We start from the raw sequence: 25,747 nt of genomic DNA, 5'->3' as shown, positions 1-25,747 counted from the left end.
GGAACGTCGCATTCCGGCGTGTGCAACCCACCCTCGGCTGCTAGGATCGACTCTCGAAGTTCGACCATCGACGAATCGACCCGTGCCCGGCTCCCAACCGACGCTCGTGTCCGACACCTCCGTGCGCATCGACGACACCACGCTCGAGGCCTTCCGGCACTTGTGCGAGCTCGTCCACCGTCCGACCCGGCGGCGGCTGGACGCCGCGCTGGCGCAGGACTGGAGCGCCTTCCCCCCGATCGCGGCGGCCGTGGCCGGCGATCCGTCGCCCACCCTGGCCGGAACCCGCGTTCGCTCGCTGCTCGAGCGCGCCCACGCCGAGCTCGCGCCCGCCCATCCGTCCACCGACGAGGTGTTGTCGGGACTCGAAGTGGTCCGGATCCACCTGATCGAGGGGCATTCCTGGGACGCGATCACGGCCGAGCGCATGGAGGCGGGCCACCCCGTGTCGGCGCGCACGCTGCGCACGCGGCAGCGAGAGGGCCTGCGGGCGATCCTGGAGTGGGCGGCCGACGGGGCGCCGGAGGCAGCCGATGCGGTGCCGGACCAGCGTCCCGCGCCCGGGCACCGGGCCCGGCAACGCCTGCTGGTGGGCGCCGCGCTGGTCACCGTGTCCCTGGTGGTGATGCTGATCCTCTGGCCACCGCCGCCGTCGCCGGCCGATGAGCTCGCGCCGCACCACGTGGGACGGATGATCGATCTCGACGACGGCGCGCACGTCCTGCCCCCGCCCTTCCCGCCGGTCGAGCTGCCGTACCCGGAAGCACGGCTCGTACGCGTGATGGTGGTCCCGGACGGGGACGACCGATTCGCTCTCGTCCTGACCACGCGGCCCTCGGACCGCGATCCGCCCTTCACCGCGCTCTGGGATCCGGTCGACCGGACCGAGCGGTGGCGATACCGGCTCGAGATCGACCCCGAAGAGGTCCGGACCCACGCCACGCTCCCCGACAGCGTGCATGCCTTCGCCTTCTGGCCCGGCCACCTCTACTACGGCTCGTGGGCCTCCAACCTCGGCGACCGCATCGCGCTCAACCACTTCCAGGCGAACAGCCCCTGCGTGACCACGATCCTGCGGCTCGCCGACGGCGTCGAGGTCGGCCGCTACGTCCATCCCGGGCGCCTGGAGTACGGCCGGGTGCTCGACCTGGACGCCGATGGGGGTCCGGAACTGCTCCTGGGGGGCCCGGACAACGCCCTCAACCGGCCGGTGCTGGTGGTCCTCGACCCCACCGACGTGCAGGGCGCCGCGTCGACGGTGCAATGGAACGGTGCGGGAGAAGGTGCCGCCGCACGCGTCCTGCTGCCCGACGTGCCCGCCTTCCGCGGGGCCCTCGATGCGCCCCGGCTCCACGTCGGGCCTTTCCACGAGACCGATTGGGACCCCGCGCGAGGCGTCCTCACGCTGAAGGTCATCGCGTCGGTCGACCGCCGCGTGGTCAATGCCTACCAGATGCCGCTGGGTCGCGATCTCCGACCCGTGCCCGAGGCCGGCGTGGTGTTCGGTGACGGGGAGCGCCGGGAATGGAGGAAGCTGGGGCTCACGCCTCCCCCCGATTCGGTGCTCTTCGACGACATCGAGATCCTCGGCGCGTGGCCGGAGACCGACGACGAGGACTGATCCCACTCCGGAATCCACGCCCTCGCCGGCCTCGCGCCGGCCACCGGAAACCTCCTGAAACGGCTGCGAACGCGCTGCTTGCCACCCCTTGCCACCGCTGACCCTTCCCGACCGGCCACCGGATCGGCGACTCTGTTCGCGTCCCGGAGCCGGGGACGGGACGCGCTCGCCGTTCGGGAGCCTGGTCGAGTGCCGACCTCCCCGGCTCCGACCCGATCATCGGGAGTCGGGCGCCGGTGGGTCGGACCCGGCCACGGGTCCCAGGAACTGGTACCGAACGGTGAGGGCCACCGGGACCATGTCGATCGTCGCCAGCGAGTGCAGCATGCGACGCAGTCCGACCGAGGGCACCACGCTCAACCGCGGCAGCACCCGCCACTCGTAGCCCAGGGCCGCGCCGAACCAGGCCATGGGCTCGTCGTCGTCTCCGCTCTGGGCGAATCCGAGCTCGCCGCGGATGAAGAGATCGGTGCTGACGACCTTCTGCTCGAACATCCCGCCGACCAGCAGGACGTCCGACGACGCCAGGATCTCGCGGCGCCCCAGCTGCACCCCCATCCGGGTCGACGGCGACACGTTTCCGGACCACTCGAGTTCGAAACTGCGCACCTCCTGGCGTTCGGGCCCGCCGGCGTCGTCCCAGCTCGACACGCCCCGGAGCCCGACCATCATCCGTCGCTCCCCACGCGAGGCCACGATGCGCTCGTTCTCCTCGAACCACGGCGGCCCCGTGTAGACCCGCAGGTCGTCGAACCAGGCGTAGCGATCGGCCGCTCCCGTGCGCACGAGCGACACGCGCTTCCACGGCTCGCGGTCGAGCCACCGCGCCAGCCTCCTCTCGCCGACGTAGATCTCGACCTGGTAGCCCTGACGGTGGACGGTGAGGTCGTACCACCCGGGTTCGAAGCGCACGTTCGGGGGACCGTCGCGGTCGAGGTCCGGCGACGAGAGCACCATGGTCCCGTCCTCGTCCACGCCGAACCGGAACGGCGCGCGGGTGTCGTCCTCGTAGGCCAGCTCGAGGAAGGCGCGCGCCTGGTTCCGACCCGCGTAGCGGACGTACACGCTCACGTTCTCCTCGCGCAGCCGGGGATCGAAGTCGCGGTACACCCGGACCTCGTCCGGCGAATTGCCCATGCGCAGGCCCGTCGCTCCCTGCGCGGCCGCTTCGGCGAGGAGCTGGATCTCGGCGTCGTCGAGCCCGAGGGCGCCGCCACGGGTCTGGAGGAAGTCCAGCCCGTCGTTGCCGAAGCGATCGCGGAAGCGCACGTCGAAGGGTTCGACGCCTTCGGGCGTGGCATCGGGCGTGACGTCGGCCGCGACCGCCGGCGTGCAGACGACGATCGCGATGAGATGGAGCATGCGGATCAAGGCGGCCCTCCTCGTGCGTGGTGGTCCCGACGCGGCGCGTCGGATCTCCCGTGCACCGAGCAGACGACCTCCGGGGTTCCGGGTCGACGGAAACACCCGGCAATCACTGGAAGCTGCCGTTCGTCCCGACGTGCATCGCACGCGCGCCACGGCGCCGCCGTCGGTGAACACCAGAACCGTTCCGAACCTGTGAAGCACTCACCCAGGAGCAGCGGTCCTCGGGCTATCATGACGGAGACCGCTCCCGCTCCCGCACCCGCACCCGCACCCGAGGGTTCCGATGCGTCTGCCTTCGATCCCGTTGCCGACCGCGCGTACCGCGTGCTCCCTGCTGCTCGTCGCGGCCCTGCTCGCGCCCACTGCGGCCACCGCCGAGGATCCGCCGAAGATCCACATCGCCTTCCTGTGGCACATGCACCAGCCGATCTACCAACCGGGTGAGACGGTGGTCGAGACCGACGCGAACGCGCGCTATCCCTTCTCGGTGATCGACGTCCACCTCACGCGGACGGGGCCCTACACCACCTGGCCCGGTGACGCGGTGGCGAGCGGGGTGGCCGCCGGTCTGCCGCACCTGGGTGCGCAGGTCAGTTTCTCGGGATCGCTGGTGCGCAACCTCGACGCCCTGGCCGCGGCGGGCTACGGACAGTTCGCCACGTGGACCTCGTCGTGGACGCAGTGGTCGACAGCGAACACCGCGCTCGGCAATCCGCGGATCGACATGGTGGCCTTCGGCGAGCACCACCCGCTCATGCCCTTGATCGCGCCCGAGGACGTGGGCGCGCAGATCGCCCGGCACCGGCAGATCCTCGCCGACCGGATCGGCGCTCCGGCCTCGCGCGGGATCTTCCCGCCGGAGAACGCCGTCCACCCGCGCATGATCGGCGCACTCGTGGACGCCGGTCTCGAGTGGGTGCTCGTGGACAACGTGCACTTCGACCGCGCCGCGGAGGGTTATCCCTGGAACTCCGGCGGCAACCTCGTCGAGCCGAACGCGGCCGAGGTGCGCAATCCGGATCCGGGCGACTGGGTGTCGTTGAGCGGTCTGTGGGCGCCGACGCCGGTGTCGGCGCGTTGGGGGCACCAGCCGCACTGGATGCAGACCATCGACCCGGTCACGGGCGACGTGAAGCGCATCGTCGCGGTGCCCACCTCGCGCTACCTGGGCAACGAGGACGGCCGCGGCGGCTTCGGCGCGCTCGACTACGAGGCGGTGATGTCGCAGCTCGAGCCCTTCAACACGGATTCCGCGCATCCGATCCTCGTGGTGCTGCACCACGACGGCGACAACCACGGCGGCGGCAGCGACAGCTACTACCACGCGAACTTCGACGCCTTCGTGCAGTGGTTGCTGGCCAATCCCGATCGCTTCGAGGCGACCACGATCCAGGACTACCTCGATCGCTTCCCGCCCGCGGCCGACGACCTGATCCACGTCGAGCCGGGAAGCTGGAGCGGCGCCGACAACGGCGATCCCGAGTTCGCGAAGTGGCTCGGCGATCCGAACGCCGACGGCGAGTCCCCCGACCGCAACAGCTGGGCGGTACTCACCGCGGCGACCAACCGCGTGCGGCAGGCGCTCGACGTCGCGCCGACCGATCCGCGGTCGCTCGCCGCGCAGGACTTCCTGCTGAACGGCCAGGCCAGCGACTACTGGTACTGGGACTTCAGCCTGGACGGCGTGTGGGATTCGCAGCCCACGCGCGCCGCGAACCTCGCCCTGCAGGAACTCGGCGCACTCCTCGACGGCACCGACGACAGCGTCGGTCCGACCGTGTTCGCGCCGCAGCGCGAGCCCTACAACCCAGGGGCGACGGAGTGGGGCGTCGTCCAACCCACCGACTTCGAGGTCTGGACCCTGGTCGACGACCACGCCGACGTGCAGAGCGTGATCCTGCGCGTGCGCGAGGACCTCGACGGCACGCTGCCGATCGATGCGCCGGACAACGCCACCTACGCCGGCGGACCGGACGTGGGCGCGTGGCAGGAGATCCCGATGAGCGTCGATCCCATGCCGACGGCGACGACCGATCCCCTGCCCACCGTGCGGGCCACGCGCTACCGCGCGACCGTGGAAGCCTCGCCGAACACGCTCTACGACCTCACCGTGCGCGCCGTCGACACCCACGGCAACGTGACCGACAGCCCGATCGACCACGTGGCCGTGGGCGGGGGCGGCAGCGGGGACACCGACCCCGGAGCACCGTTCACGATGGACGGAACGCTCGACGCGCGCACGACCCCCGTCGACGGCACCGAGACCCTGTACCTGCGTGTCGAGGGCGACTGGCTCTACCTGGCGACGACGCCGGCGGCCGGCAGCGGCGACGACGTCTTCCTGATGGTGAGTGCCGACGCGGCGCCGTCGATCGCCGCCCCCTGGGCCAAGTCCGGCACCGTGCCCCGGTGGAGTGCCTTCGCCGGGGCGGAGGCGAGCAACGGCTGGTGCGGATGGTTCGACGCCGAGGGGGACGCCGACGTGACCAGCGGGTCGGTGCTCGAGGCACGGATCGATCTGGCCGCAGAGTTCGGAGGGACGGTCCCCACCGCCTTCCACGTGGCTGCGTTGCGCTACGGAAGTGACGATGGCGCCTCGCTCGTCGGCCAGGCGCCGGCTGGCGACGGCGACGACACGGTCACGCTCGAAGAGTTCCACGAGGTGCGACGAACGACGGTCGATGCTCCCGCCGCGCCCCGCGGTCCGGTGACCCTGCACACGGCGCGTCCGAACCCGTTCAATCCGAGGACGGAAGTCCGTTTCGACCTCGCACGGGCCGCGCACGTGGATCTGGCGGTGTTCGATCTGCGGGGACGCCACGTCGTGACGTTGCGCGCAGGACGCTTCGCCGAAGGCTCGCACCGAGCGGTGTTCGACGGCGGCGCTCTGGCCAGTGGAGTCTATCTGGTCCGGCTGGCGGCGCTGGGATCGATCGAGGTCCAGCGCGTGATCCTGGCGAAGTAGGAATGGACGCGGACGGAGACGATGTCACCCCTGTCGATGGGTGCCCGGATCGGCATGCCCGACGGGCACCCCTGACATCGCCCCGTCCGCGTCACTGCGATCAGGCCTTCGCTTCCTGTTCCTGCCGGCGCCGCAGTTCCTCGGCGTAGGCCTCGCGACCGGCCTCGAAGGCCTCGCGCGTGGCTTCCACACGGTCCTGGGCGGTGTCGGTGGCGTGCGAGGCGGTCTCGGCCACGGTCTCGCTCGCATGGCGTGTCCGATCGGCCACCGACTCGGCGGCCTCGCGGGTCCGCTCCGCTGCGGTGTTCGCGGCGTGCTCGACCTTCTCGCGTCCCTGCTCCACCGAGTCCCGGGCCGTGTCCTGCACGACTGCTCGTGTCTCCCGGCCGCTCTGCGGGGCCAACAGGAGCGCGGTGATGCCTCCGGCCAGGGCTCCGGCGACGAAGGCGAGCGCGGTGTTCTCCTTGCTCATGGCGGTCCTCTCTGGTCGGGGATTCGGGTCGGAGGCACTCATTCCGAACGGTCCCTTCGCAAGGCATGGATCGTGGCCTGGGCACCCTTCACGGCGGCCAGAACGTGATCGGTCGAACGCCGCAGCCGGTCGACGTCGTCGATCAGAGGATTCACCGTTTCGGCCGCGTTGCCGGTGACCTCGTCGACGTGCTGGCTGATGCTGCCCAGGCGTTGCGACACGATCGAAAGACGGGCCAGCTCGTCCTCGGTCCGCTCCAGGACCCTCTCGGTCCTCGGCCGCAGACGGCGGAGGGTCTCGTCGACCTCGGCCAGCGTGGTCTGCAACCGCGAAGCCGTCCGCACGATCGCGATCGCCACGAACACCAGGGCCGCAGCGATCACGAGGACGGCGATCTCGCCCAGGGTCACGGTGATGGTCATGCTTCCTCGCAGACGCGTCGCGGCGGCGGAACTCCGCCACCTCTTGCCACGAGAACGCTAGACGCACCGGGACCCCGCCCCCACGGGGTGATCGTGCAGAGCGGTCCGGGGGGATCCCCGACGGCGATCAGCCCAGTCGGACGTACTCGGTCAGATCGGCGTGGAGAACGGCATCGAGTTGGTCGAGTTCGTCGTCGCGCACCCGGACGAAGAGGAAGGCGAACACGGGATGCCTCGGGTCCTCCACACGACGCAGCTCCAGAGGACGGCTGAAACGCGCGGCGAAGGCCTCGTAGTCGATCGACGTCACACGGGTGCGATCGAGATCCGCCGGCAGGTCGGCCACCACGAGGGCCGTGGTCCAGCCCTGCCCTTCCTCGCAGAGGCGCGTCCAATCGGGTCGTTCGTCGCGCAGGAAGGTGGTGTAGGGACACAGTCCCCAGCCGTGCGTCGCGATGTCGGTGGCGCACCAGCCCCCGAAGCGCATGGGATTCGCCTCGATCGGACGCACCGTGCCGTCGGCGGCGATCCGGAACTCCACGTGGATCGGCACGTCGCGCAGTCCGGCCCGTCTGCCCAGTTCACCGAGGTGCTCCACGAACAGGTCGTGGGTGCGTTCGATGACCGCAGGGCGAACGCGATACACCCGGTCGCTGACATCGGCGCCGTGGGCGAAGGGATGCTCGAGCACGTTCACGATCGTGACCGCGCCGTCGCGATCGTAGTAGGCGTCGACGGCGAACTCGTCGCCTTCGATCACCTGCTCCAGCACGAAGCGATCGAGCTCGAGCACGGCGTCGGGGTACAGCCCACGAAAGCGCTCCCCGGCGTCCCGCAGACGGCCGGCCGCCGCGGGCCAGTCGCGTGGATCCTCGACGATCTGCACGCCCAGGCTGAAGAAGCCCACCGCCGGTTTCGCGACGAAGGGCCCACCGAACCACGTGGGATCGACGGAGTCGAGCGCTTCGAGCCGTACCTGCTCGAAGCGGTAGTCGGGGTCGAGATCGGCCAGGAGTTCGCGGAAGCGGACCTTGTCCTTCAGGGCCTCGACCTGCGCCGGGAGGTCGGTTCCGGACAGGTGTTCACGGATCCATCCGAGGGAGTTCTCGGAGTTCGTGTACAGACGGGGCCGGTCCGAACGGAGGTAGTGTTCCGCGAACGCGTCGTCGGCCACCAGTCCGACGCCGTCCAGTTCGCGCCGAGCACAGCGATTGTCGAGGACGGGCGCACCGAGGTCGGTCGCCGCACGCCGCAGCTGCGGCGAGACGTAGGGTTCGTCGAGGATGAACATGGAAGACGGCCTGCTGGAAGTCGGAGTCCGGGGTCGGGAAGGATTCCAGGATAGCCGGAAACCGTGGTCTCCGCCGCGACGGGACCGCGGTCGACTCAGGCGCTGTCGATCGTGTCGGTCGAGGCGTCCGCGGTCGTGGTCCACGACCACACGCGCTCGACCAACTCCCCGCGCTGCAACGGTTTCGACAACCACTCGCGCATTCCCGCCGCCTCGAGGGCTTCGCGCTCGGCGGTGGTCACCCCCGCGGTCAGACCCAGGACGGGCAGCGCGGGGAACTCGTCGCGGAGGACCGCGGTGGCGGCCAGGCCATCCATGCGAGGCATCTGGACGTCCATCAGGACCACGTCGAAACCATCGTCGCGGCCATGCGCGTCGCGGACCGCGTCGATCGCCTGCTGGCCGTCACTCACCGTCACGACCCGCGCACCGGCACGCTCCAGAAGACGGCGGACGAGCATCTGGTTCGCCACCACGTCGTCGGCGACCAGAACGTGGGCCTCGACGGAGTCGGCGACGGCTGGCTCGGCGGGATCGGTCCGGTCGGCGGGATCGGTCGTCTCGACCAACGGGGGACCGGTGTCCAGCGTCCAGCCCGACTCCAACCGATCCCCACCCTCCTCGAGCACCACGGGCAGGGTCAGGGTGAAGACCGATCCCTGCCCGGGTGTGCTGTCCACGTGCAGCGTTCCGCCCATGGCCTCGGCGAAACGACGCGAGATCGGCAGGCCCAGGCCGGTTCCGCCACCCTTCTTCCCGCTCGACGCCTGCTCGAAGGGCTCGAACACGCACTCGAGCTCCGCCGGTCTCATCCCGGGGCCGGTGTCCTCGACCTCGAAGACCACGGACTCCGTCGCCTCGTCGAAGGAAACGCGCAGGACCACGCCTCCGTCTTCGGTGAACTTGATCGCATTGGCCAGCAGGTTGACGAGGATCTGGCGGATCTTGAGTTCGTCCCCCGTGAGCCGCTCCGGAACGGGCGAGGCGCTCACGACGTCCAGATCCAGGCCCGCGTCCTGGGCGCGACCGGCGAGCAGTCCGCGCAGACCGCGCAGGAAGGCCACCATGTCGATCGGGTGCCGTTCGATCTCGATCTTGCCGGACTCGACCTTGGCCAGGTCGAGGATCTGGTTGACGAGTTCGAGCAGGTAGTTGCCGCTGTCGAGGATGGTGGCGACGGCTTCGCGTCGTTCCGATTCCTCGAGTTCGGGATCCTCGAGTGCTTCGGCGAAGCCCAGGACCGCCGTCATCGGCGTCCGGATCTCGTGGCTCATGTTCGCCAGGAACGCGCTCTTGTTGACGTTGGCACGGTCGGCGTCGGTGCGAGCGGCGGCCAGCATGCGCGACTGTTCCTCGAAGGCCGCGATCAGCCGGCGGTTGGCCGCCTCGGCTTCGTTGCGGGTCGTCACGTCGAACACGATGGAGAAGAGCAGGTCTCGCCCGTCGACACGCAGCGGACTCGAATGCACCTCGACGTCGCGGATCGAGCCGTCGGCCCGACGGTGGCGGAATTCGAAGCAATGCTGCCCCGATGCACGCGCCCGCCGCATCTCGGCCTCGACCTGTGCCGGCGCCAGACAATTGACCTGCTGGATGTGCAGGCGGAGCAGTTCGTCGCGACTCCAGCCGTAGAACTCCGCCGCCGCACCGTTGGCGTCGACGATCCGACCGTCGTCGGGATCGATCAGCAGCTTCACCGCGGTGTTGTCCTCGAACATCCCCCGGTAGCGCTCGTTCTCGACCTCGAGGCGGCGCTGGAATTCCTCGCGTTCGCGCGCGGCGCGGTACACCTCGACCAGATGGACCGCGGCCAGCAGGCCGAGGATCGACACCAGGTATCCGGGGATCTCCGGCCCGAGCGCGCCGAAGCCGGGGATCTCGAGCCCGGTCCGGTACATCCCGCTGAGGAACTGCCGGAGACCGGCCAGCAGGAAGACCCCGGCCAGCAACAGGAATCGGCCGTCACGGAATCCCCGATAGCCCCGCACGAGCAGGACGACGGTGGCCAGACGCAGCATCGACGACGCGAAGGTCGACACGACCCCGGACTCGGAGCCCAGGGCACCGGACAGGTCGAGCCCGACCACCGCGACGAACGCCGCGAGCAGGAACATGCTGCCGCGGTGGGGGGTGAAATCGTACCGTGGAAAATGGAGGGCCATGCCGCCGATCCCGCTCGTACACCCGTGTGCGGGGAGCCCGCGCACCGATCGTGACTTCGGAAGAGAGGCGTTTGCAAGGCGCACACCAGGCCCACGGCCGGCGGTCGATCAGAGGACGGCCCTGGGGTAGGCGCCCAGGACCCGGAACAGGTCGGCGCGCTCCTCGAGCTCGGCGAGGGCAGCGGCCACCGGCGGGTCCGAGGCATGACCGTCGAGATCCAGGAAGAACACGTAGTGCCAGGACCGGCGGCGCGAGGGACGCGACTCGATCCGGGTCATGTTCACGCCGTGACGCGCCAGGGGCTCGAGCAGCGAGTGCAGCGACCCGCTCTGGTCGGTCTCGGCACCGCTCAGCAGCAGCGTGGTGCGATCCGCGCCGCTCGGCTCGAGAAGATCCCGTCCCACGACGAGGAAGCGCGTGGTGTTGTCGCTCTCGTCCTCGATCGAGTCGAACAGGACACGCAGCCCGTAGATCTCGGCCGCGGCAGCCGGTGCGATGGCCGCGGTCCCGCTCTCGTCACGGGCGCGGCGTGCCCCGGCCGCGTTGCTGCTCGCCTGCTCGAGCTCGACATCGGGAAGGTGCTGCCGCAACCAGGCCCGGCACTGGGCCAGTGACTGCGGGTGGGCGCAGATGCGCCGGATCTCGTCGAGGCGTTCCATGGCACCCATCAGATGCTGACGGATGCGCATGTGGACCTCGCCGCAGATGTTCAGCGGCGACCCCAGGAAAAGGTCGAGCGTGTGGCTCACGACGCCGGCCGCGCTGTTCTCGATCGGCACCACTCCGAAGTCGGCGTCGTCGCTCTGCACCGCCCCGAAGACCTCGTCGAGCGTGGCCATGGGCAACGCGCGGCAGGAGTGCCCGAAGTGCTCGAGCACGGCCTGGTGCGAGAAGGTGCCGTCGGGGCCGAGGAATCCGACCTTCAACGGTTCCTGTTGGGACAGACAGGCCGACATGATCTCGCGGAAGAGACGGACCATCTCCTGGTCGGTCAACGGTCCCCGGTTGCGCTCGACGACGGCGCGGAGCACCTGGGCCTCGCGCTCGGGCCGGAAGAAGGCCACGGTGCCCTCTTCGCGCTTTGTCACGCCCACGTGCTGGGCCAGACGGGCACGTTCGGCGATCAGTTCGTGGATCCGCGCGTCGATCGAATCGATGCGTTCGCGGATGCCTCCGAGGTCGGTCTTGCGGTCGCGGTCGTCGTTCATCGCAGAAGTGTACCGTGCCGACGCGCAGGCGCCCAGCCCCTGGACGAGAAGGCCCCGCGATCGTCGCGCATCACGGGGCCCCGACCGGCGGTCGAACGAAGTGGACAGGGTCGGGCGTGGGGCACCTCCGCTCGTGGCCGGCCTCGGCTCTCAGCGGACCACGGAGGCCCGCTGGACCACGACGTGATCACCGGCGTGCACCCGCACGAAGTAGGTCCCGCTGGCGATCGCGCGACCGTCGGAGTCGGTGCCGTCCCAAGGCAGAACCTGCGGCCCGACGGGGAGCCATCCCTCGAACACCGTTCCCACGCGCCGTCCGTTCAGGGCATAGACGACCGCACGCACGTGCAGGGCTTCCGGCAGTTCGAAGCGAAGCGTGGTGACGGGGTTGAAGGGGTTGGGTTCCATGCGGAAGTTCAGATCACGGGGCTCGGACCCTTCGGCCGGAACCTGCACCGACAGACGGACGTCGTCCCAGCAGCCGCCGCCGAAGCAGCCGGACAGCGCGGGAGGGTCGGTGGCGTCGGCGATGCGCGCCGGCAGGTCCTGGAAGACCAGACGATCGAATCCCATGTTCTCTCGACGCCGCACCCGGCCCACGACCGCGCCGTCGACCCGAACGGTCAGGTCGGCGACGCCATCCCCCAGGTGCAGGGGACGGGGCTCGACGAGCACGTCGATCGCGTGCCACGCACCCAGCGTGATCGGACCCAGCGGCACCTCCGTTCCCGCCAACTCGTCGACGGCAACGAGCCAGCCCCGTTCGGCCGCGACGTCGCAGGTGGCGACCACCAGCGACACGTGGTTCGAAGCCAGGGCGTAGGTCCAGCACGCCTCCTGCCAGGGTAGGAGATACTCGAAGTGGATCGAGTAGGGTTCGTCGATGTCGACACCCATCTGGTCGAAGGTGGGCGACGTCGCACGGAATCCGGCCCCGTTGTCGTGGCTCGGGCTTTCTCCTCGCAGGAAGTAGCCGTCGCCGGCCACCTTGACGGCATCGCCGGGATCGTCGGTGACGACCATCATGTCGCCACGGGTGTAGGACTCGAGCTCCCAGCCACGGGCGCTGGTGTCGACGAAGGTGTCCTCCCACACGACGTGCAACCGGCGCAGGGACGCATCGGCACCGGTGTGGATCAAGAAGCAGAGAACGGTCGTCAGAACCGCGGCCAGCACCGGGCGTGTCCGCCCCGGAACGATCCCGCGGATCCGGAATCCTTGTGTGGACATCGGGCGCTCCTCGAATGGGGTCCGGTACCATCGGCGATGTCTGGGACCAGTGGAAGACGAGGCCCTCGGCACCGGACGCGGGGACCCCGACTCCACGGCATCGGCCGTGCCCGATCGAGTGCCCGCGCGGCCGCGTTCCACATGTCGTGTGCGCACAATGGGTCCGCCTCCCCGGTGCCCCCTCCGTGACGGCCCGGTGCGCACTTCCTGCGCATCGATGCGTTCTTGCTGCGCGGTCGACCACGACGATCCGTGGTGCAGACGTACCGTTGCGCCGGCACGCCCTGGGGGTTTCTTCGGATCGTGCGGGGCGGATCGGAGCCTGTGTCGTGGACCCCGAGATCATCGGTGCCGATCGCGGCCTCGCCCGCGTCATGCGACAGGTGCGCGACGCAGCCCGCACCGACGTCAACGTCCTCGTGCGCGGTGAGACGGGATCGGGCAAGGAACTGATCGCGCGGGCCATCCACCGCCAGTCGGCCCGCCGGACCGGACCCTTCGTCGTGGCCAACTGTGCAGCCGTGCCCAGCGAACTCATGGAGAGCGAGTTCTTCGGGCACGTGCGGGGCGCGTTCACCGGCGCGATCGCCGACCACGCAGGATTCTTCGAGTCCGCGGCCGGAGGCACGCTCCTGCTCGACGAGATCGGAGACCTGCATCTCGGCCTGCAGGCCAAGATCCTTCGCGTCGTCGAGAACCAGTCCTTCCATCGGGTCGGATCGCCGCGCGCACAACGGAACCGTGCCCGGTTGCTGGCCGCCACCAACCAACCGCTCGAAGAGCGGGTGTCCGAGCGCCACTTCCGTGCAGATCTCTACTATCGCCTGGAAGTCCTGACCATCGAGGTCCCCCCTCTGCGTGAGCACCTGGAGGATCTTCCCGCTCTGCTCGGCTTCTTCCTCGGCCGGGCTGCTCTGCGTCTGGCCGTTCGACCCCCGACGCTGGCCGATGCCACGATCACGCGACTGCTGTCCCACGACTGGCCGGGCAACGTGCGCGAGCTCCGCAATCTCGCCGAACGACTGGTGGTGTTCGACGCACCGGTGATCCTGCCACGGCACCTCGACCGTCTGCTCCCGAGTTCCCCCCACCAAGGAGACCACACGGTCATGACCCTCGAAACCGCCGAACGTGTCGCGATCGCGCGCGCACTGAGGTACTTCGGCGGCAACCGCACGCGTGCCGCGGTCGCGCTCGGAATCGGCCGACGCACCCTGCAGACGAAGATCCGCCGTTATCGGCTCGACGAGGCAGAGCACGAGGCGCAGGAATGATGCGGAATTCCCTCATGCCTTCGTAGGAACACGCACCACGGTGTGGAACGTCGCACCATCGCGCGCTCGCGACCTCGTGGGACGAGCGGGTGGTCGTCTCACCGAATCACACTGTTGTCGAGGTCGGTTTCGTTCGTAGTCAACAATGGGGACGACGAAGACGACGAACGAAAGGCTCCCGACCGTATGCACACCGCGGCAACCGTCCGCACCGCTGCCATCCTGCTCCTGTGTTCGATGATCTGGCTCGCGGGTTGTTCGAGTGACGACCCGACGGGCCCCGACACGACCACGACGGATCCTCCCGTGACCGAGGATCCCGGCGGTGACGACGACCCATCCCTGCCCGACGACCCGCAGGATCCGGGCAGCGAGGATCCGACCACCGAGTGGCCCGAGAACCTTCTCGACGAAACGCATCTCACCGAGGGATCGTTCGGTTGGCCCGAGCGCGACTTCGGACGCGGCAACGCGGCCGAGATCCAGATCTTCCGTCGGAGTGGCGAGCCGGCCGTCGACTTCACCCTCCGCGACATGGCGGGAGAGGAACGCTCACTCGCCACACTCCTGGACGAACGGCCCGTGCTCCTCGTGCTCGGCAGTTTCACCTGACCGATCTACATGGCTCGCGTGCCCGAGCTCGACCAGTTCGCAATGCGCGAACTCCCCGACGGCCGCCGCTTCGACGAAGCCGTGCACATCGTCCACGTGTACACGATCGAGGCGCACCCGGCCCTGCCCGACCCCACGCCCTACGCCCGCTGGACCGACGACGAGCTCCCCGACGGCACCGGCACCGCCTACGGCGACGTCGGTCAGGCCTACACCTGGTCCGAACGCCGGTCCCACGCCCAGCGAATCCTCAACCAGATGGCGAACGATCCGCTCATGCTGATCGACTCCGCCCCGCCCGACCCCATCACGAACCCCGTGTGGTGCACCTACGGTACCGCGCCCAACGCGGCCTTCGTGATCGACCAGGACGGGACCATCGCCCTGTCGCAACTCTGGACCGAGCTGTCGGCGATCGAGCGGACCGTCACCGATCTCGTCTCCGGCGAGACCGACTGAGCGAGCGCATCCGGGAACCCGGAGGCAGGCGAACGACGTACAATCCTCGCCTGCCTCCCCCACGTCCACCTTGCGCCTCGTCACCACCGTCCTCTTGCTCGCGCTCACCGCAGCGCCCGCTTCCGCCGCGCCCACGGTGGACGTGTGGACCGATCCACGCCACGTCGACTTCTCGTCGGCGCTGCGTTTCGGGAACGATCATCCGCCGCTGACCTCGATCGTGATCGCCGATCGCGACTCGGTGCTGGCCGAGGGCTACTGGCGTGGCGGCGGCCCGGACCGCGTCGAGAACGTGAAGTCGGTGTCGAAGAGCGTGCTCGCCGCCCTGGTGGGAATCGCGCTCGACCGGGGCGACCTTCCGCCGCTCGACACACCCGTCGCGCGGTGGTTCCCCGAACACTCCGACCTGCTCGAGGACGACCCCCGCGCGCGCATCACGCTCGAGGACCTGCTGACCATGCGCAGCGGACTCGAGACCACGAGCTTCTACAACTACGGCGCCTGGGTCGCCGGCTCGGACTGGGTGCGCGGTCAACTGCGCATGCCCATGGAGTTCGAACCCGGCACGACGATGCGCTACAGCACGGGTGCCTCGCACCTGGTGAGCGTGATCCTCGAACGCGCGACCGGCGTGCGACCGAGCGTGTACGCGGCCCGCCATCTGTTCGGACCGATCGGGGTGCAGGGCGTCCACTGGGACCGCGATCCCCAGGGACACGACTTCGGGGGCAACAACCTGTCGATGACACCGCGACAGATGCTCCGCTTCGGGCGGCTGCACCTGGCCCGCGGAGAGTACGACGGACGGCGCGTGCTCCCCACCGGCTGGGTCGAACGGGCCTGGCGTCCGCGGACACGCTCGCACTGGAACGGCTTCGGCTACGGTTACTTCTGGTGGTACCGACGCATCGCGGGGACTCCGGTGCACTACGCCTGGGGTCACGGCGGGCAACGGATCTTCGTGTTGCCCGAACCCGGCCTGGTGGTGGTGACCACCGCCGATCTCGGCCCCGGCGGACGCGGACGCATGACCCGCACGCTCGACGAATTGCTGGTACGCCACGTCCTGGGCGCGATCCGTCGCCCCGCCACGCCCTGAGGTCCGGTCCGCACCGAGACATCTGCTATGCTCGCGGCGTTCGTCCTCCGATGCCGCGAGCCCGGTGGTCCGTGTGAGTCGACCCGTCCTGTATCCCTTCCTGCGCACGCTGGCGCGTCTGATCGCCGGCGTCTACTTCCGCCGGATCGAGGTCGTCGGGGCCGAGAACGTGCCGGCGCGGGGGCCGGTGATCCTGGCCGCCAACCATCCGCAGTCGATCACCGACGCCATGATCCTGGGCCTCGCCTCGCGGAGGATCGTGCACTACGTGGCGCACAGCGGGCTGTTCGCGAACCCGGTCCTGCGCTTCCTGCTCGAGAGCGGAGGGGCGATCCCGGTGCACCGGTCCACCGACGTGCAGGACGCGCGCACCCGCAACGAGCAGACCTTCGCCGCCTGCCGAGACGTCCTGGCCCACGGCGGTTGCATCGGGATCTTCCCCGAGGGCACCAGCGCGCAGGAACGGCGCGTGCAGCGCTTCAAGACGGGAACGGTGCGGATCGCCCTGCAGACCGAGGACCACCACGACTTCTCGCTGGGCGTGACCATCGTCCCGGTGGGACTGAGCTTCCAGAGCGCCCTGAACTTCCGCAGCCGTGTGCTCGTGACCTTCGGCGAGCCGATCGTGGTGCGCGACGTGGCCGACGACTACCGCGTCGACCCCGAGCCCACCGTCCACGCGCTGACCGACCGCCTGCAGGAACGCATCCGCCACCAGGTGGTCGACGTGCGGCGCCAGGAACTGGACGATCTGGTCCGGCAGGTCGAGCGCGTGTACGCGGGAGAACTGCTCGCCCGCGAGGGACTGGAGATCCCCGGCCACAGCCGCTTCGAACGCGAGCTGAAGCTGTCGCGCGAGATCGCCCGGGCCACCGATCACTTCTACCGGATCCGGCCCGAGGTGATCTGGAACGTGAAGGAGCTGCTGGCCGAGTACCACCGACGACTCGACCGGCTCCGCCTGCCCGATCGTATCGTGCGCGACGAACCGTCGAGCTTCCGCGGCGAGGCCGTGCGCCTGGCGGTGGTGTTCGTCCTGGGCCTGCCGGTGGCGGCATGGGGTGCCCTGTGGAACTACATCCCGTACAAGCTGACGGGAATCGTCGCACGGATGATCACCCGCGACCTCACCAAGATCCACTGGTCGCAGCTACTGGTGGGAACGGTGCTGTTCGTGGCCTTCTACGCGGCCTGGTTCGCCTTCGCGCTGGAGCACTTCGGCACGGTGGGACAGATCCTCTTCATGGCGAGTCTGCCACCGGCGGGGATTTTCACGCGCTGGTACGTGGGCAGCCTGGTCCGGCGCCGACGCCACCTGCGCTGGGCCTACCTGCAGAGTACCCGGCGGCTGGTGGTGCAGCGGGTGCTCGACCTGCGGCGTGAGATCATCCGGGCCATGGACGCGGCCCTCGAGGAACACCTGGCCCATACCGGGCGTACCACCGAACCGGTCGCCGAATCCCGCCACGAAGATGAAGGACACGCCTGATGCCCTCGCTGCTGCACGTCGAACCGGTCCAGCGCTACCTCAGCGAACTGTTCCTGTGTTCGGTCCCCGAGCGCGAGGGCTGCGTGGCCCTGACCTTCGACGACGGGCCCAATCCGCGGAACACGCCGGAGCTGCTCGACATCCTGGCCCGCAAGAACGTTCCCGCCACGTTCTTCGTCCTCGGGCGCCAGGTGCGACGGCATCCCGAGATCGCGCGCCGCGCGCACGAGGAAGGCCACGAACTCGCCAACCACACCGACAGCCACTGGCCCCTGCCGTTGCTGCCCCGAAGGCTGGTCCGCCGCGAGGTCCTGCGTGCGGAGCACGCGATCCGCGCGATCACCGGCGAGAAGCCGCGATTCCTGCGGCCTCCCATGGGGTGGTTCTCGCACCGCACGCTCGACCATCTCGACGAACTGGGCTACGTGCCGGTGATCGGCAGCGTGCATCCGCGCGACTCGCGGCAGCCTCCCGTCGACGTGATCCTCGATCGCGTCCGTCCGCGCCTGACCGACGGCGCGATCCTGATCTTCCACGACGGCGGCTGGCGCGACGGCGTGAGCCGGGCGAACACGCTCGAGGCGGTCGATCGCCTCACCGACGAGCTGCTCGCCGACGGCGTGCGCTTCCTCACCGTGGGACAGATGACGGAATCGCCCGATCCGACGGCGGATACGACGCCTGATGCCAATTGATCAGTCGCTGCGGGCACACTCGGCCTTCGAAACGTGTTCAAATGGTGAATGCGGGCCCGCCGGGCCCCGACCGGACGGGCCCTCGCCCCCGAGGCAGAGGAGGTCCGCCATGTCCCGCGCGTACGACGACGTGTTCTCGGAGTCGCTCCTGGACCTGCACCCGAACGCCGTCCTGAAGATCCACGTGATGCGCGATCCGGCCTTCGAGCCGCAGGGCGTGGCCCTGGAGGTCGCACCGGCTGGCATGCCCCACGTGACGATCGAGGATCCGGCGACCTGTGGCGGCGTTCTCGTCGAATGGGTGCTCGACAGCCGCAGCCACCTCGAGCCCCACGAGCACATGACGCTGGAACCGTCCGAGCGGGTGCCGACCGCGGACGAGATGACCCGACTGATCGAAGGCATCGGCGAGCGTACGTGGCACGGCACGATCCGGTCGACGGCAGTGCAGCCGCACGACATGAACGACGAGATCCGCGTACTGTTCGACGCCCGCCGACTGCCCGAAGGCGATCACTGGCGGGTGGCCTGGCCCTACGACCTGGTCCTGGTCTCACCGGAACGCGAGATCGAGGACCGGATCGAGAACTGGCTGGTGATCGAGACCCTCTAGGGCGCTGACGACGTGCCGCCGATCCGCCGCGCGAGAGCCGCCGCGAACCGTCCGGCGGATCGTTCGTCGAGTTCGAAGTAGAGCGAGGGCTCGATCAGCTCGGCCTCCATGAGTTCGAAGCCGCCGCCGGTGCGCACGAAGTCGACGCGCGCGTAGAGCAGATCGCCGGGCAGGGCGGTCCGTGCCCGATCGGCGGCGGCGCGCAGGGCGGGCTCGGGCTCGACCGCGGCCAAGCGCCCACCGTGCTCCTCCTGCACCCGGAAGTCCCCCTCGACCGGGGTCTTGAGGACCGAGTGGCTGTAGGCGTCGTCGAAGTAGAAGAGCGAGAACTCCCCTTCGGTCGCGATGGCGGGCAGGAAGGGCTGGATCATGGCGTCGCGGCCGCGCAGGGCTGCGGTCACCGCCCGCATCGCGGACGCGTCGTCGACGTGGACACGGTACGTGTGGTCGGCGTTGGCACTCACCGTCGGTTTGACGACGATCTCCGTCGTGCCGAATCTGCGGAAGGCCCGGTCGAGGTCGGTTTCGCCCGGAGAGGTGACGAAACGCGTGTCGACCACGGCCACTCCGGCCTCGCGGAGATCGCGCAGGTAGTGTTTGTCGAGGTTCCAGCGCACCGCCTCGAGCGGGTTGAACAGCTCGGCCCCCGATGCGTCGATCCGCCGCAGCGAGGCGAGGAAGGCCTCCGGATCGTCCTGGTAGTCCCAGGTCGACCGGATGACCACGGCGTCGAAGCGATCCCAGTCCACGTCCGGACGGCGCCACGGGATCGTCTCGACCTCGATCCCCCGCGCGGCCAGGGGCTCGTGGGTGAGGGCGTCGTAGACGAAGAAACCGTCCAGGCGATCCATGCTCAGGTAGGCGACACGGGGCACGATCGGAGTCCTCTCGGAGCGGCGGCATCCAGGCCGGGTGGCCGTTCGAAACGTTCGATGTCATTGTTGGAACAATCAATCCCCCTTTGCAAGAAGGACCTCGCCATCTCGTCCACGATCCGAGGGGCCGTGCTGGGCCTCCTCCTCGTCTTCGTAAGCGCTTGTGGTGATGGAACTTCCTCCGAGGAAGCCCCGCCGCGCGTGTATCCCTCCGTCGAGGCCGTCGAGGCCCGCCACGGCTCGCTGCCCCTGACGCAGCGGCTGAGCGGGGTGGTCGAGGCCCGCAACCAGGTGTCGATCCAGCCCGAGATCACGGGGGTGGTGACCGCCGTCCTCGTCCAGAACGGCGACGAGGTCGAGGCCGGGCAGCCACTGGTGCGGATCCGCGACACCGACGTCCGCGAGCGCCTGAAGCAGGCGCGGGCCGACCACCGGATCGCTCTCGCGCAGTTGCAGCGCGCGGAAGCCCAGGTCCGGGAGGCGCGCTCGGCCCTCGAGCGAGCCCGCTCGCTCGACGAACGCGAACTCGGCAGCCAGGCCGAACTCGAGACCGTGGAGGCCCGCGCCGCGTCGGCCGAGGCCGAGGTCGCCCTCGCCGAGGCCCGGGTCGAACAGGCCCTGGCGATGGCCGAGGAGGCCGCGGAGAATCTCGCCCGGACGGTGATCCGCGCCCCCATCACCGGCGTGGTCGGCAGCCGCGAGGTCGAGGTCGGCATGCTGGTGAACCCGAACACGCAGGTGTTCACCATCGGCCAGCTCGACAGCGTGCGCGTGCAGGTCATGCTGACCGACCGCATGCTCGCCTACATCGAAGAGGGCCAGCGCGCGGTGGTCCGTGTGGGCGACGCGGCGGCCGAGGCCCGCCTGTCGCGCATCTCGCCCTTCCTGCACCCGGTGGCGCACAGCACCGAGGCCGAGATCGACATGCCCAATGCCGATCGCCGCCTCAAGCCCGGCATGTTCGTGACCGTCGACATCCACTACGGCGAGAGCGAGCAGGCCACCCTGGTGCCGATCAGCGCCCTGTACGAGGACCCCACCACCGGCAACGTGGGCGTCTACGTCACCGGCCACGACTTCGGCGAGGTGCCCGTCGACGAGATGGGCATCGAGCGTCCCGGTCCGCTGAGCGAGCCGGTCGCCTTCGAGTTCGTCCCGACGCCTCCGATCGCCGAGGGCCACATGGAGGCCGCCATCCCGGGCATCGAGCCGGGCCAGTGGGTGGTGACCATGGGGCAGAACCTGCTCGACGGCGAGAGCCCCGAGGCCCGCGTGCGGCCGATCCGCTGGGAGCGCGTGGAACACCTGCAACGCCTGCAGCGCGAGGACCTCATGCGTGAGGTCATCGAGCGCACGGCGTCGGACTGAGCGCGGAGAGGCGAATCGATGCAGATCACCCAGACCGCCGTCCGCCGCCCGATCGCCACCGCCATGGTGTTCCTGATCGTGATCGTGCTGGGCGTCATGGGCTTCCGCTTCCTGCCCGTCGACCTGCTGCCGCCCATCGAGTACCCGCAGCTCACCGTGGCCACAAACTATCCGAACGTGGGCCCCGAGGAGATCGAGCGGATCATCACCGATGAGGTCGAGAACGCCCTGGCCGGTGTGCCGAACGTCGAGGAGATCCGTTCGGGCTCGTCGGAGGGGCGCAGCCGCGTGACCCTGGAGTTCACGCAGGGGACGAACGTCGACGCTGCGGCCAACGACGTCCGCGCCGCGCTCGACCGGATCCGCGACGACCTGCCGCCCGAGGTCGAATCGCCGCGATTGTGGAAGTTCGACCCCGACAACTTCCCCGTGGTGGTCCTGGGCGCGCGTTCCGAGCGCGACATGGAGGAACTCACGCGAATCCTCGAGCGCGAGATCGCCCAGCGCTTCGAACAGATCCCCGGCGCCGGCTCGGTGGACATCTGGGGCGGCGTGTACCGCGAGATCCAGATCCGCCTGAAGCGCGATCGTCTGGCCTCGAGCCGGCTGACCGCGGCCGACGTGCAGGAGGCCCTGCGGCGCGAGAACGTCACCCTGCCGGGCGGAGACATGCGCGAGGGCCTGCGCGACATGTACGTGCGCACGCAGGGCGAATTCCAGTCGCTCGACCAGATCGCCGACACCATCGTCACCATGGTCGACGGCCGGCCCATCCGCGTGCGCGACGTGGCCGAGGTGGTCGACGGCTACGAGGACGTCTCGCGCCTGGTGCAGATCGACGGCCGGCCCATGGTGCGCATGGGCGTGCGCAAGCAGTCGGGCGCGAACACCGTGGCGGTGGCCGCCGAGGCGCGTGAGGTGATGCAACGCATCAATGCCGAGCGCGACGACATCGAGTTGATGATGATCATCGACCAGAGCGACTTCATCCAGAACTCGATCGACAACGTGCAGAAGGCGGCCCTGTGGGGCGGACTGCTCGCGATCCTGGTGCTGTACGTGTTCCTGCGCAACGGATCGACCACGTTCATCATCGCCCTGTCCATTCCGATCTCGCTGATCGCCACCTTCGCACTGCTGTACTTCAACGGGCTCACGCTGAACCAGATGAGCTTCGGCGGCCTGGCGCTGGGAATCGGACTGATCGTCGACAACGCGATCGTGGTGCTCGAGAACATCGTGCGCCAGCGCGAGCGCGGGCGACCGCTCGACGAGAGCGCGCTGGTGGGAACCAGACAGGTGTCGGGCGCGATCATCGCGTCGACACTCACCACGTCGGTGATCTTCCTGCCCGTTCTCTTCATGCAGACCATCTCGGGCATGCTCTTCCGCGAGCTGGCCCTGGTGGTGGTCTTCGCGCTGCTGTGTTCGCTGCTCGTGGCGCTGACCCTGGTGCCCATGCTGTCGAGCCGCATGCTCACCGTAGGCGCCACCGGCACCGTGGGCGCGCAGGCCGTGCGGCACCGGCGGGTGGGCGCGTGGTTCAACCGTGTGGAGAACGCCTACGCGGGCGGCATGCAGCACGTGGTGCGCCACAAGATCGTGGTCTTCGGCCTGACCCTGGCCCTGCTCGCCGGCGCGATCTACCTGTGGCCGTTGCTCCCGGTGGAGCTGGCCCCACAGACCGACGCCGACGAGATCGACGTCGAGCTCGAGATGGCCCAGGGCACGAACATCGCCGTGGTCAACGAGTACCTGCACGAACTCGAACGCCTGGTGCAGGAGGCCACGCCCATGGACCAGGTGAAGAACATGACGATCGAGATCCGCCCCGGCGACGCCGAGGTGGAACTCGCCCTGCTCGGCGCAGACGAGCGCGACACCGACAGCTACCTGATCGCCGACGAGATCCGCCGTCGGGTGCAGGGACGGATCCCCGGCGCCGACATCCGCGTGCGCGCGCAGTCCGGCCTGTGGATGCTGCGCCGCCTGTTCGGTTCGGGGGACGGCTCGGCCGTCCAGCTCGAGCTGCGCGGCTACGACCTCGAGCTGGCCGACCGCATCGCGAAGGACATCGTGCAGGTCATGCAGGGCATCCCCGAGGTCGCCGACGCGCGCGTGAGTCGACGCGAGGGGCGTCCCGAGCAGAACCTGATCATCGACCGTGACAAGGTGGCCAACCTGGGCATGTCGGTGCGCGAGATCGCCGAGATCGTGCAGACCAACGTGGGCGGCGGCCGCGCGGGTGTGTTCCGCGAGGGCGGCGAGGAATTCCCCATCACCGTGCGCTTGCAGGCCGAGGACCGCCTCACCACCCAGGATCTGGCCAACGTGTCCGTGCGCAGCGCGAACGGCCAGACCATGCCGGTGTCCAGCGTGGTCGAGACCGAACGCCGGCGCAGTCCCACCGACATCGATCGTGTCGATGGCCAGCGCGTGACCTACATCACCGCCAACCTGGAGAGCGGCGCGGCTCTGGGCAACGTGATCGAGGACCTGCGCGGCCGCCTGCGCGACATGACCCTACCCTCGGGCTTCTCGATCCTCTACGGCGGCGAGTACGAGGAGCAGCAGGAGGCCCGACGCGACTTCCTGCTGTCGATCGCCATGGCCGTGATCCTGATCTACATGGTCATGGCCGCGCAGTTCGAGCGCTTCCTCGATCCGCTCATCGTCATGTTGTCGGTGCCGATGGCGTTGGTCGGGGTGGTGCCCACGCTGCTGTTGACGGGCACCTCGCTGAACGTGCAGAGCCTGATGGGCATCGTCATGTTGATCGGGATCGTGGTGAACAACGCGATCGTGCTGGTCGACTACATCAACCTGATGCGCCGTGAACAGGAGCTGGGCGTGCGTGACGCCGTGCTCGAAGCGGCGCGGCTGCGCCTGCGGCCGATCCTGATGACCACGCTGACCACGCTGCTCGGCATGCTGCCGCTGGCGATCGGCGGCGGTGCCGGCGGGGAGATCCAGGCTTCGCTGGCCCGCGCGGTGATCGGGGGGCTGACCGTGTCGACGCTGATCACGCTGGTGGTGATCCCGACCGCGTACATCGGGATCCACCAGTTGCGCGGGCAGGCTCGGGCCTAGGCGCGTGACTTGACGCGTGCCTGGGCGCGTGCCGCGCCGCGGAATCCGGCGACCGTGCGTACAGGCCCCTCTTCGCACCGGCCGTGTTCAGCGTGATGTTGGACAGACGTGAGGCAGCCAACCCACGTTTGCGAACTCTGTTCGAACTCACGCGGTCCGATGACACGAACACCAACGGTCTCCGCCCGACAAGAACGTGATGTCGGACGGATCGGGTTGACGCGCGCCTCCGAAGCTGTCTAGGATCTAGTCGCTTCGCTGGTGCGCAACGACCTGCCACCCTCGGAGCACTCGAGGCTCCCACCCGAGTGCGCCGATCCGTACCCTCTGAGCGGCGCTCTACGATTCGAACGACGGATACGCTCGGTCCCGACGTTTCGTCCGAACCGGAAGAGGAGTCGTGCGCCCCCGACGCCCGACCGTTCTCGCCCTCCTGATCGTCCTCCTGGCGGCGCCGCCTGCCGTCGCCGACGTGACCTTCGGTCTCGTGGGCGATCGCACGTCGCTCGCCACGGGCGACACCGTGATGGTGTCCGTCGAGGTCACCGAGTCCGGCGATCCGTTCAACGGCTACGACGCGATCTTCTCGTTCGATTCCACGTTCTTCGAGCCCGTGATCCCGGATCCGCCCGCCAACGGCGAGGGTCCCCTGTTCACCGAGGCCTGCGGACTGCGCTTCCTGAACATCGGCGACGACGGCGACTCGAGCCGCGTGCGCGTGAGCCACGTGGTGCTGTGCGCCGGCCTGTCCCTGACCGGCCCCGGCCGCACGTACACGCTCGGTTTCCGTGCCCTCGACACGTCGGGCTGGGGCGTGATCTCGCTCACGGACGGCACCCAGGCCTACGACGCGGGTGAACTCGTCGAGACCCGTTTCGACGACTTCCTGGTGATCGCCGTGAACGCCACGACCGACGCGCCTCCGGCCGGTCGCCCTCTCGAGCTGAACGCCGTGCCCAATCCCTTCAATCCGGCCACCGAACTCCGCTTCGACCTGCCGGAGCCCGGACCCGTGTCGCTGGTGCTCTTCGACACCAGCGGCCGCCGTGTCGACACCCTGCTCGACCGCCGCCTCCCCGCCGGACCCGCCCGGGTCCGCTGGGACGGGCGCGACGCGCAGGGGAACACCGTCGGCAGCGGCCTCTACTTCGCCCGTCTGCGCACGACCCGCGGCGAAGCCCTCTCGCGCCTGGTCCTCGTTCGCTGAACGAAACTTCCGAGGAGGTTCCATCCGGTCGAACGGACCTGCGCCACACTCCGAACGAGGCTCCCACCTCGTGACCCTTCCCGGCGGTCACATCACGTGCGCGCTCCACGTGGAGCGATGAACCCGAAACCCCTCACGGGAGGATCCTGGAGACACCATGAGAATCCAACTCCGAACTCTGACCGCCGCCGTGCTGATGCTCGCGCTGATGGCACCGGCGGCGCAG

At 69.2% G+C, this 25,747-nt stretch carries 20 protein-coding genes; 12 read left to right on the top strand and 8 right to left on the bottom strand.

Going from position 1 to position 25,747, the window contains the following annotated elements; translation table 11 throughout:
- The first annotated feature begins 82 nt into the window (after positions 1-82).
- Positions 83-1,621, top strand: a complete 1,539-nt coding sequence (locus tag VKA86_00900) for a hypothetical protein (protein ID HKK69743.1) — start codon at positions 83-85, stop codon at positions 1,619-1,621.
- Positions 1,622-1,837: 216 nt separating this feature from the next.
- Here the strand turns inward: VKA86_00900 and VKA86_00895 are convergent, their stop codons facing one another.
- A complete protein-coding gene (locus VKA86_00895) occupies positions 1,838-2,992 on the bottom strand; it encodes a hypothetical protein (protein ID HKK69742.1) in 1,155 nt (384 codons plus the stop codon).
- A 280-nt stretch (positions 2,993-3,272) separates the two neighbouring features.
- On the opposite strand from VKA86_00895, the gene VKA86_00890 reads away from it, so the two are divergent.
- Positions 3,273-5,954 carry a T9SS type A sorting domain-containing protein gene (locus tag VKA86_00890; protein ID HKK69741.1) on the top strand — a complete coding sequence of 894 codons (2,682 nt, stop codon included), beginning with the start codon at positions 3,273-3,275 and terminating at the stop codon, positions 5,952-5,954.
- A gap of 100 nt (positions 5,955-6,054) precedes the next feature.
- On the opposite strand, the gene VKA86_00885 is transcribed toward VKA86_00890, so the two are convergent.
- From VKA86_00885 to VKA86_00860, 6 genes are all read right to left on the bottom strand, one after another.
- Entirely contained in the window at positions 6,055-6,426 is a 372-nt protein-coding gene (locus VKA86_00885) for a YtxH domain-containing protein (GenBank protein ID HKK69740.1), read from the bottom strand.
- 38 nt (positions 6,427-6,464) lie between these two features.
- The gene (locus tag VKA86_00880) at positions 6,465-6,848 is read right to left on the bottom strand and encodes a DUF948 domain-containing protein (protein ID HKK69739.1); all 384 of its coding nucleotides are present in this window, start codon (positions 6,846-6,848) and stop codon (positions 6,465-6,467) included.
- Between the two features lie 127 nt (positions 6,849-6,975).
- A complete protein-coding gene (locus VKA86_00875; GenBank protein HKK69738.1) occupies positions 6,976-8,139 on the bottom strand; it encodes an ATP-grasp domain-containing protein in 1,164 nt (387 codons plus the stop codon).
- A gap of 95 nt (positions 8,140-8,234) precedes the next feature.
- Positions 8,235-10,301, bottom strand: a complete 2,067-nt coding sequence (locus VKA86_00870; protein ID HKK69737.1) for an ATP-binding protein — start codon at positions 10,299-10,301, stop codon at positions 8,235-8,237.
- 108 nt (positions 10,302-10,409) lie between these two features.
- A complete protein-coding gene (gene pheA / locus VKA86_00865; GenBank protein HKK69736.1) occupies positions 10,410-11,510 on the bottom strand; it encodes a prephenate dehydratase in 1,101 nt (366 codons plus the stop codon).
- 150 nt (positions 11,511-11,660) lie between these two features.
- Positions 11,661-12,740, bottom strand: coding sequence for a FlgD immunoglobulin-like domain containing protein (locus VKA86_00860; GenBank protein ID HKK69735.1), 1,080 nt, complete (start codon positions 12,738-12,740; stop codon positions 11,661-11,663).
- A gap of 329 nt (positions 12,741-13,069) precedes the next feature.
- Here VKA86_00860 and VKA86_00855 point away from each other — a divergent pair, with 329 nt between their 5' ends.
- The 7 genes from VKA86_00855 (at position 13,070) to VKA86_00825 (ending at position 18,981) form a co-directional block, all read left to right on the top strand.
- Entirely contained in the window at positions 13,070-14,014 is a 945-nt protein-coding gene (locus VKA86_00855) for a sigma-54 dependent transcriptional regulator (GenBank protein ID HKK69734.1), read from the top strand.
- A 186-nt stretch (positions 14,015-14,200) separates the two neighbouring features.
- Positions 14,201-14,626: a hypothetical protein gene (locus VKA86_00850; GenBank protein HKK69733.1), complete on the top strand. Its 426-nt coding sequence runs from the start codon at positions 14,201-14,203 to the stop codon at positions 14,624-14,626.
- A 9-nt stretch (positions 14,627-14,635) separates the two neighbouring features.
- Entirely contained in the window at positions 14,636-15,085 is a 450-nt protein-coding gene (locus tag VKA86_00845; protein HKK69732.1) for a hypothetical protein, read from the top strand.
- Positions 15,086-15,155: 70 nt separating this feature from the next.
- Positions 15,156-16,184 carry a serine hydrolase gene (locus VKA86_00840; protein HKK69731.1) on the top strand — a complete coding sequence of 343 codons (1,029 nt, stop codon included), beginning with the start codon at positions 15,156-15,158 and terminating at the stop codon, positions 16,182-16,184.
- 73 nt (positions 16,185-16,257) lie between these two features.
- On the top strand, positions 16,258-17,673 hold the full coding sequence (locus VKA86_00835; protein ID HKK69730.1) for a lysophospholipid acyltransferase family protein: 1,416 nt from the start codon (positions 16,258-16,260) through the stop codon (positions 17,671-17,673).
- Complete coding sequence (locus VKA86_00830) at positions 17,673-18,368, top strand: polysaccharide deacetylase family protein (protein ID HKK69729.1); 696 nt, start codon at positions 17,673-17,675, stop codon at positions 18,366-18,368. The genes VKA86_00835 and VKA86_00830 overlap by 1 nt, the downstream gene beginning before the upstream one ends.
- A gap of 109 nt (positions 18,369-18,477) precedes the next feature.
- Positions 18,478-18,981 (top strand): hypothetical protein, encoded by a 504-nt coding sequence (locus VKA86_00825; GenBank protein HKK69728.1) that lies wholly within the window; start codon positions 18,478-18,480, stop codon positions 18,979-18,981.
- On the opposite strand, the gene VKA86_00820 is transcribed toward VKA86_00825, so the two are convergent.
- Positions 18,978-19,856, bottom strand: coding sequence for a hypothetical protein (locus VKA86_00820; protein HKK69727.1), 879 nt, complete (start codon positions 19,854-19,856; stop codon positions 18,978-18,980). The genes VKA86_00825 and VKA86_00820 overlap by 4 nt on opposite strands.
- Positions 19,857-20,057: 201 nt before the next feature.
- Here VKA86_00820 and VKA86_00815 point away from each other — a divergent pair, with 201 nt between their 5' ends.
- The 3 genes from VKA86_00815 (at position 20,058) to VKA86_00805 (ending at position 25,521) form a co-directional block, all read left to right on the top strand.
- Complete coding sequence (locus VKA86_00815; GenBank protein ID HKK69726.1) at positions 20,058-21,224, top strand: efflux RND transporter periplasmic adaptor subunit; 1,167 nt, start codon at positions 20,058-20,060, stop codon at positions 21,222-21,224.
- An 18-nt stretch (positions 21,225-21,242) separates the two neighbouring features.
- Positions 21,243-24,314 (top strand): efflux RND transporter permease subunit, encoded by a 3,072-nt coding sequence (locus VKA86_00810; GenBank protein HKK69725.1) that lies wholly within the window; start codon positions 21,243-21,245, stop codon positions 24,312-24,314.
- Between the two features lie 400 nt (positions 24,315-24,714).
- Positions 24,715-25,521: a FlgD immunoglobulin-like domain containing protein gene (locus VKA86_00805; protein ID HKK69724.1), complete on the top strand. Its 807-nt coding sequence runs from the start codon at positions 24,715-24,717 to the stop codon at positions 25,519-25,521.
- The last annotated feature ends 226 nt before the right edge of the window (positions 25,522-25,747 follow it).

The sequence above is a fragment of the Candidatus Krumholzibacteriia bacterium genome (assembly GCA_035268685.1).
Classification (GTDB): domain Bacteria; phylum Krumholzibacteriota; class Krumholzibacteriia; order JAJRXK01; family JAJRXK01; genus JAJRXK01.
Note: the sequence above shows the minus strand (reverse complement) of the source record. Positions and strands in the feature narration are given on the sequence as shown.

What these genes read in the sequence shown, in the direction of transcription:
- VKA86_00850 (HKK69733.1), top strand. Translation starts at nt 14,201, where the DNA reads ATGCACACCGCGGCAACCGTCCGCACCGCTGCCATCCTGCTCCTGTGT.
- VKA86_00875 (HKK69738.1), bottom strand. Translation starts at nt 8,139, where the DNA reads ATGTTCATCCTCGACGAACCCTACGTCTCGCCGCAGCTGCGGCGTGCG.
- pheA (HKK69736.1), bottom strand. Translation starts at nt 11,510, where the DNA reads ATGAACGACGACCGCGACCGCAAGACCGACCTCGGAGGCATCCGCGAA.
- VKA86_00810 (HKK69725.1), top strand. Translation starts at nt 21,243, where the DNA reads ATGCAGATCACCCAGACCGCCGTCCGCCGCCCGATCGCCACCGCCATG.
- VKA86_00830 (HKK69729.1), top strand. Translation starts at nt 17,673, where the DNA reads ATGCCCTCGCTGCTGCACGTCGAACCGGTCCAGCGCTACCTCAGCGAA.
- VKA86_00890 (HKK69741.1), top strand. Translation starts at nt 3,273, where the DNA reads ATGCGTCTGCCTTCGATCCCGTTGCCGACCGCGCGTACCGCGTGCTCC.
- VKA86_00825 (HKK69728.1), top strand. Translation starts at nt 18,478, where the DNA reads ATGTCCCGCGCGTACGACGACGTGTTCTCGGAGTCGCTCCTGGACCTG.
- VKA86_00885 (HKK69740.1), bottom strand. Translation starts at nt 6,426, where the DNA reads ATGAGCAAGGAGAACACCGCGCTCGCCTTCGTCGCCGGAGCCCTGGCC.
- VKA86_00880 (HKK69739.1), bottom strand. Translation starts at nt 6,848, where the DNA reads ATGACCATCACCGTGACCCTGGGCGAGATCGCCGTCCTCGTGATCGCT.
- VKA86_00860 (HKK69735.1), bottom strand. Translation starts at nt 12,740, where the DNA reads ATGTCCACACAAGGATTCCGGATCCGCGGGATCGTTCCGGGGCGGACA.
- VKA86_00870 (HKK69737.1), bottom strand. Translation starts at nt 10,301, where the DNA reads ATGGCCCTCCATTTTCCACGGTACGATTTCACCCCCCACCGCGGCAGC.
- VKA86_00845 (HKK69732.1), top strand. Translation starts at nt 14,636, where the DNA reads ATGGCTCGCGTGCCCGAGCTCGACCAGTTCGCAATGCGCGAACTCCCC.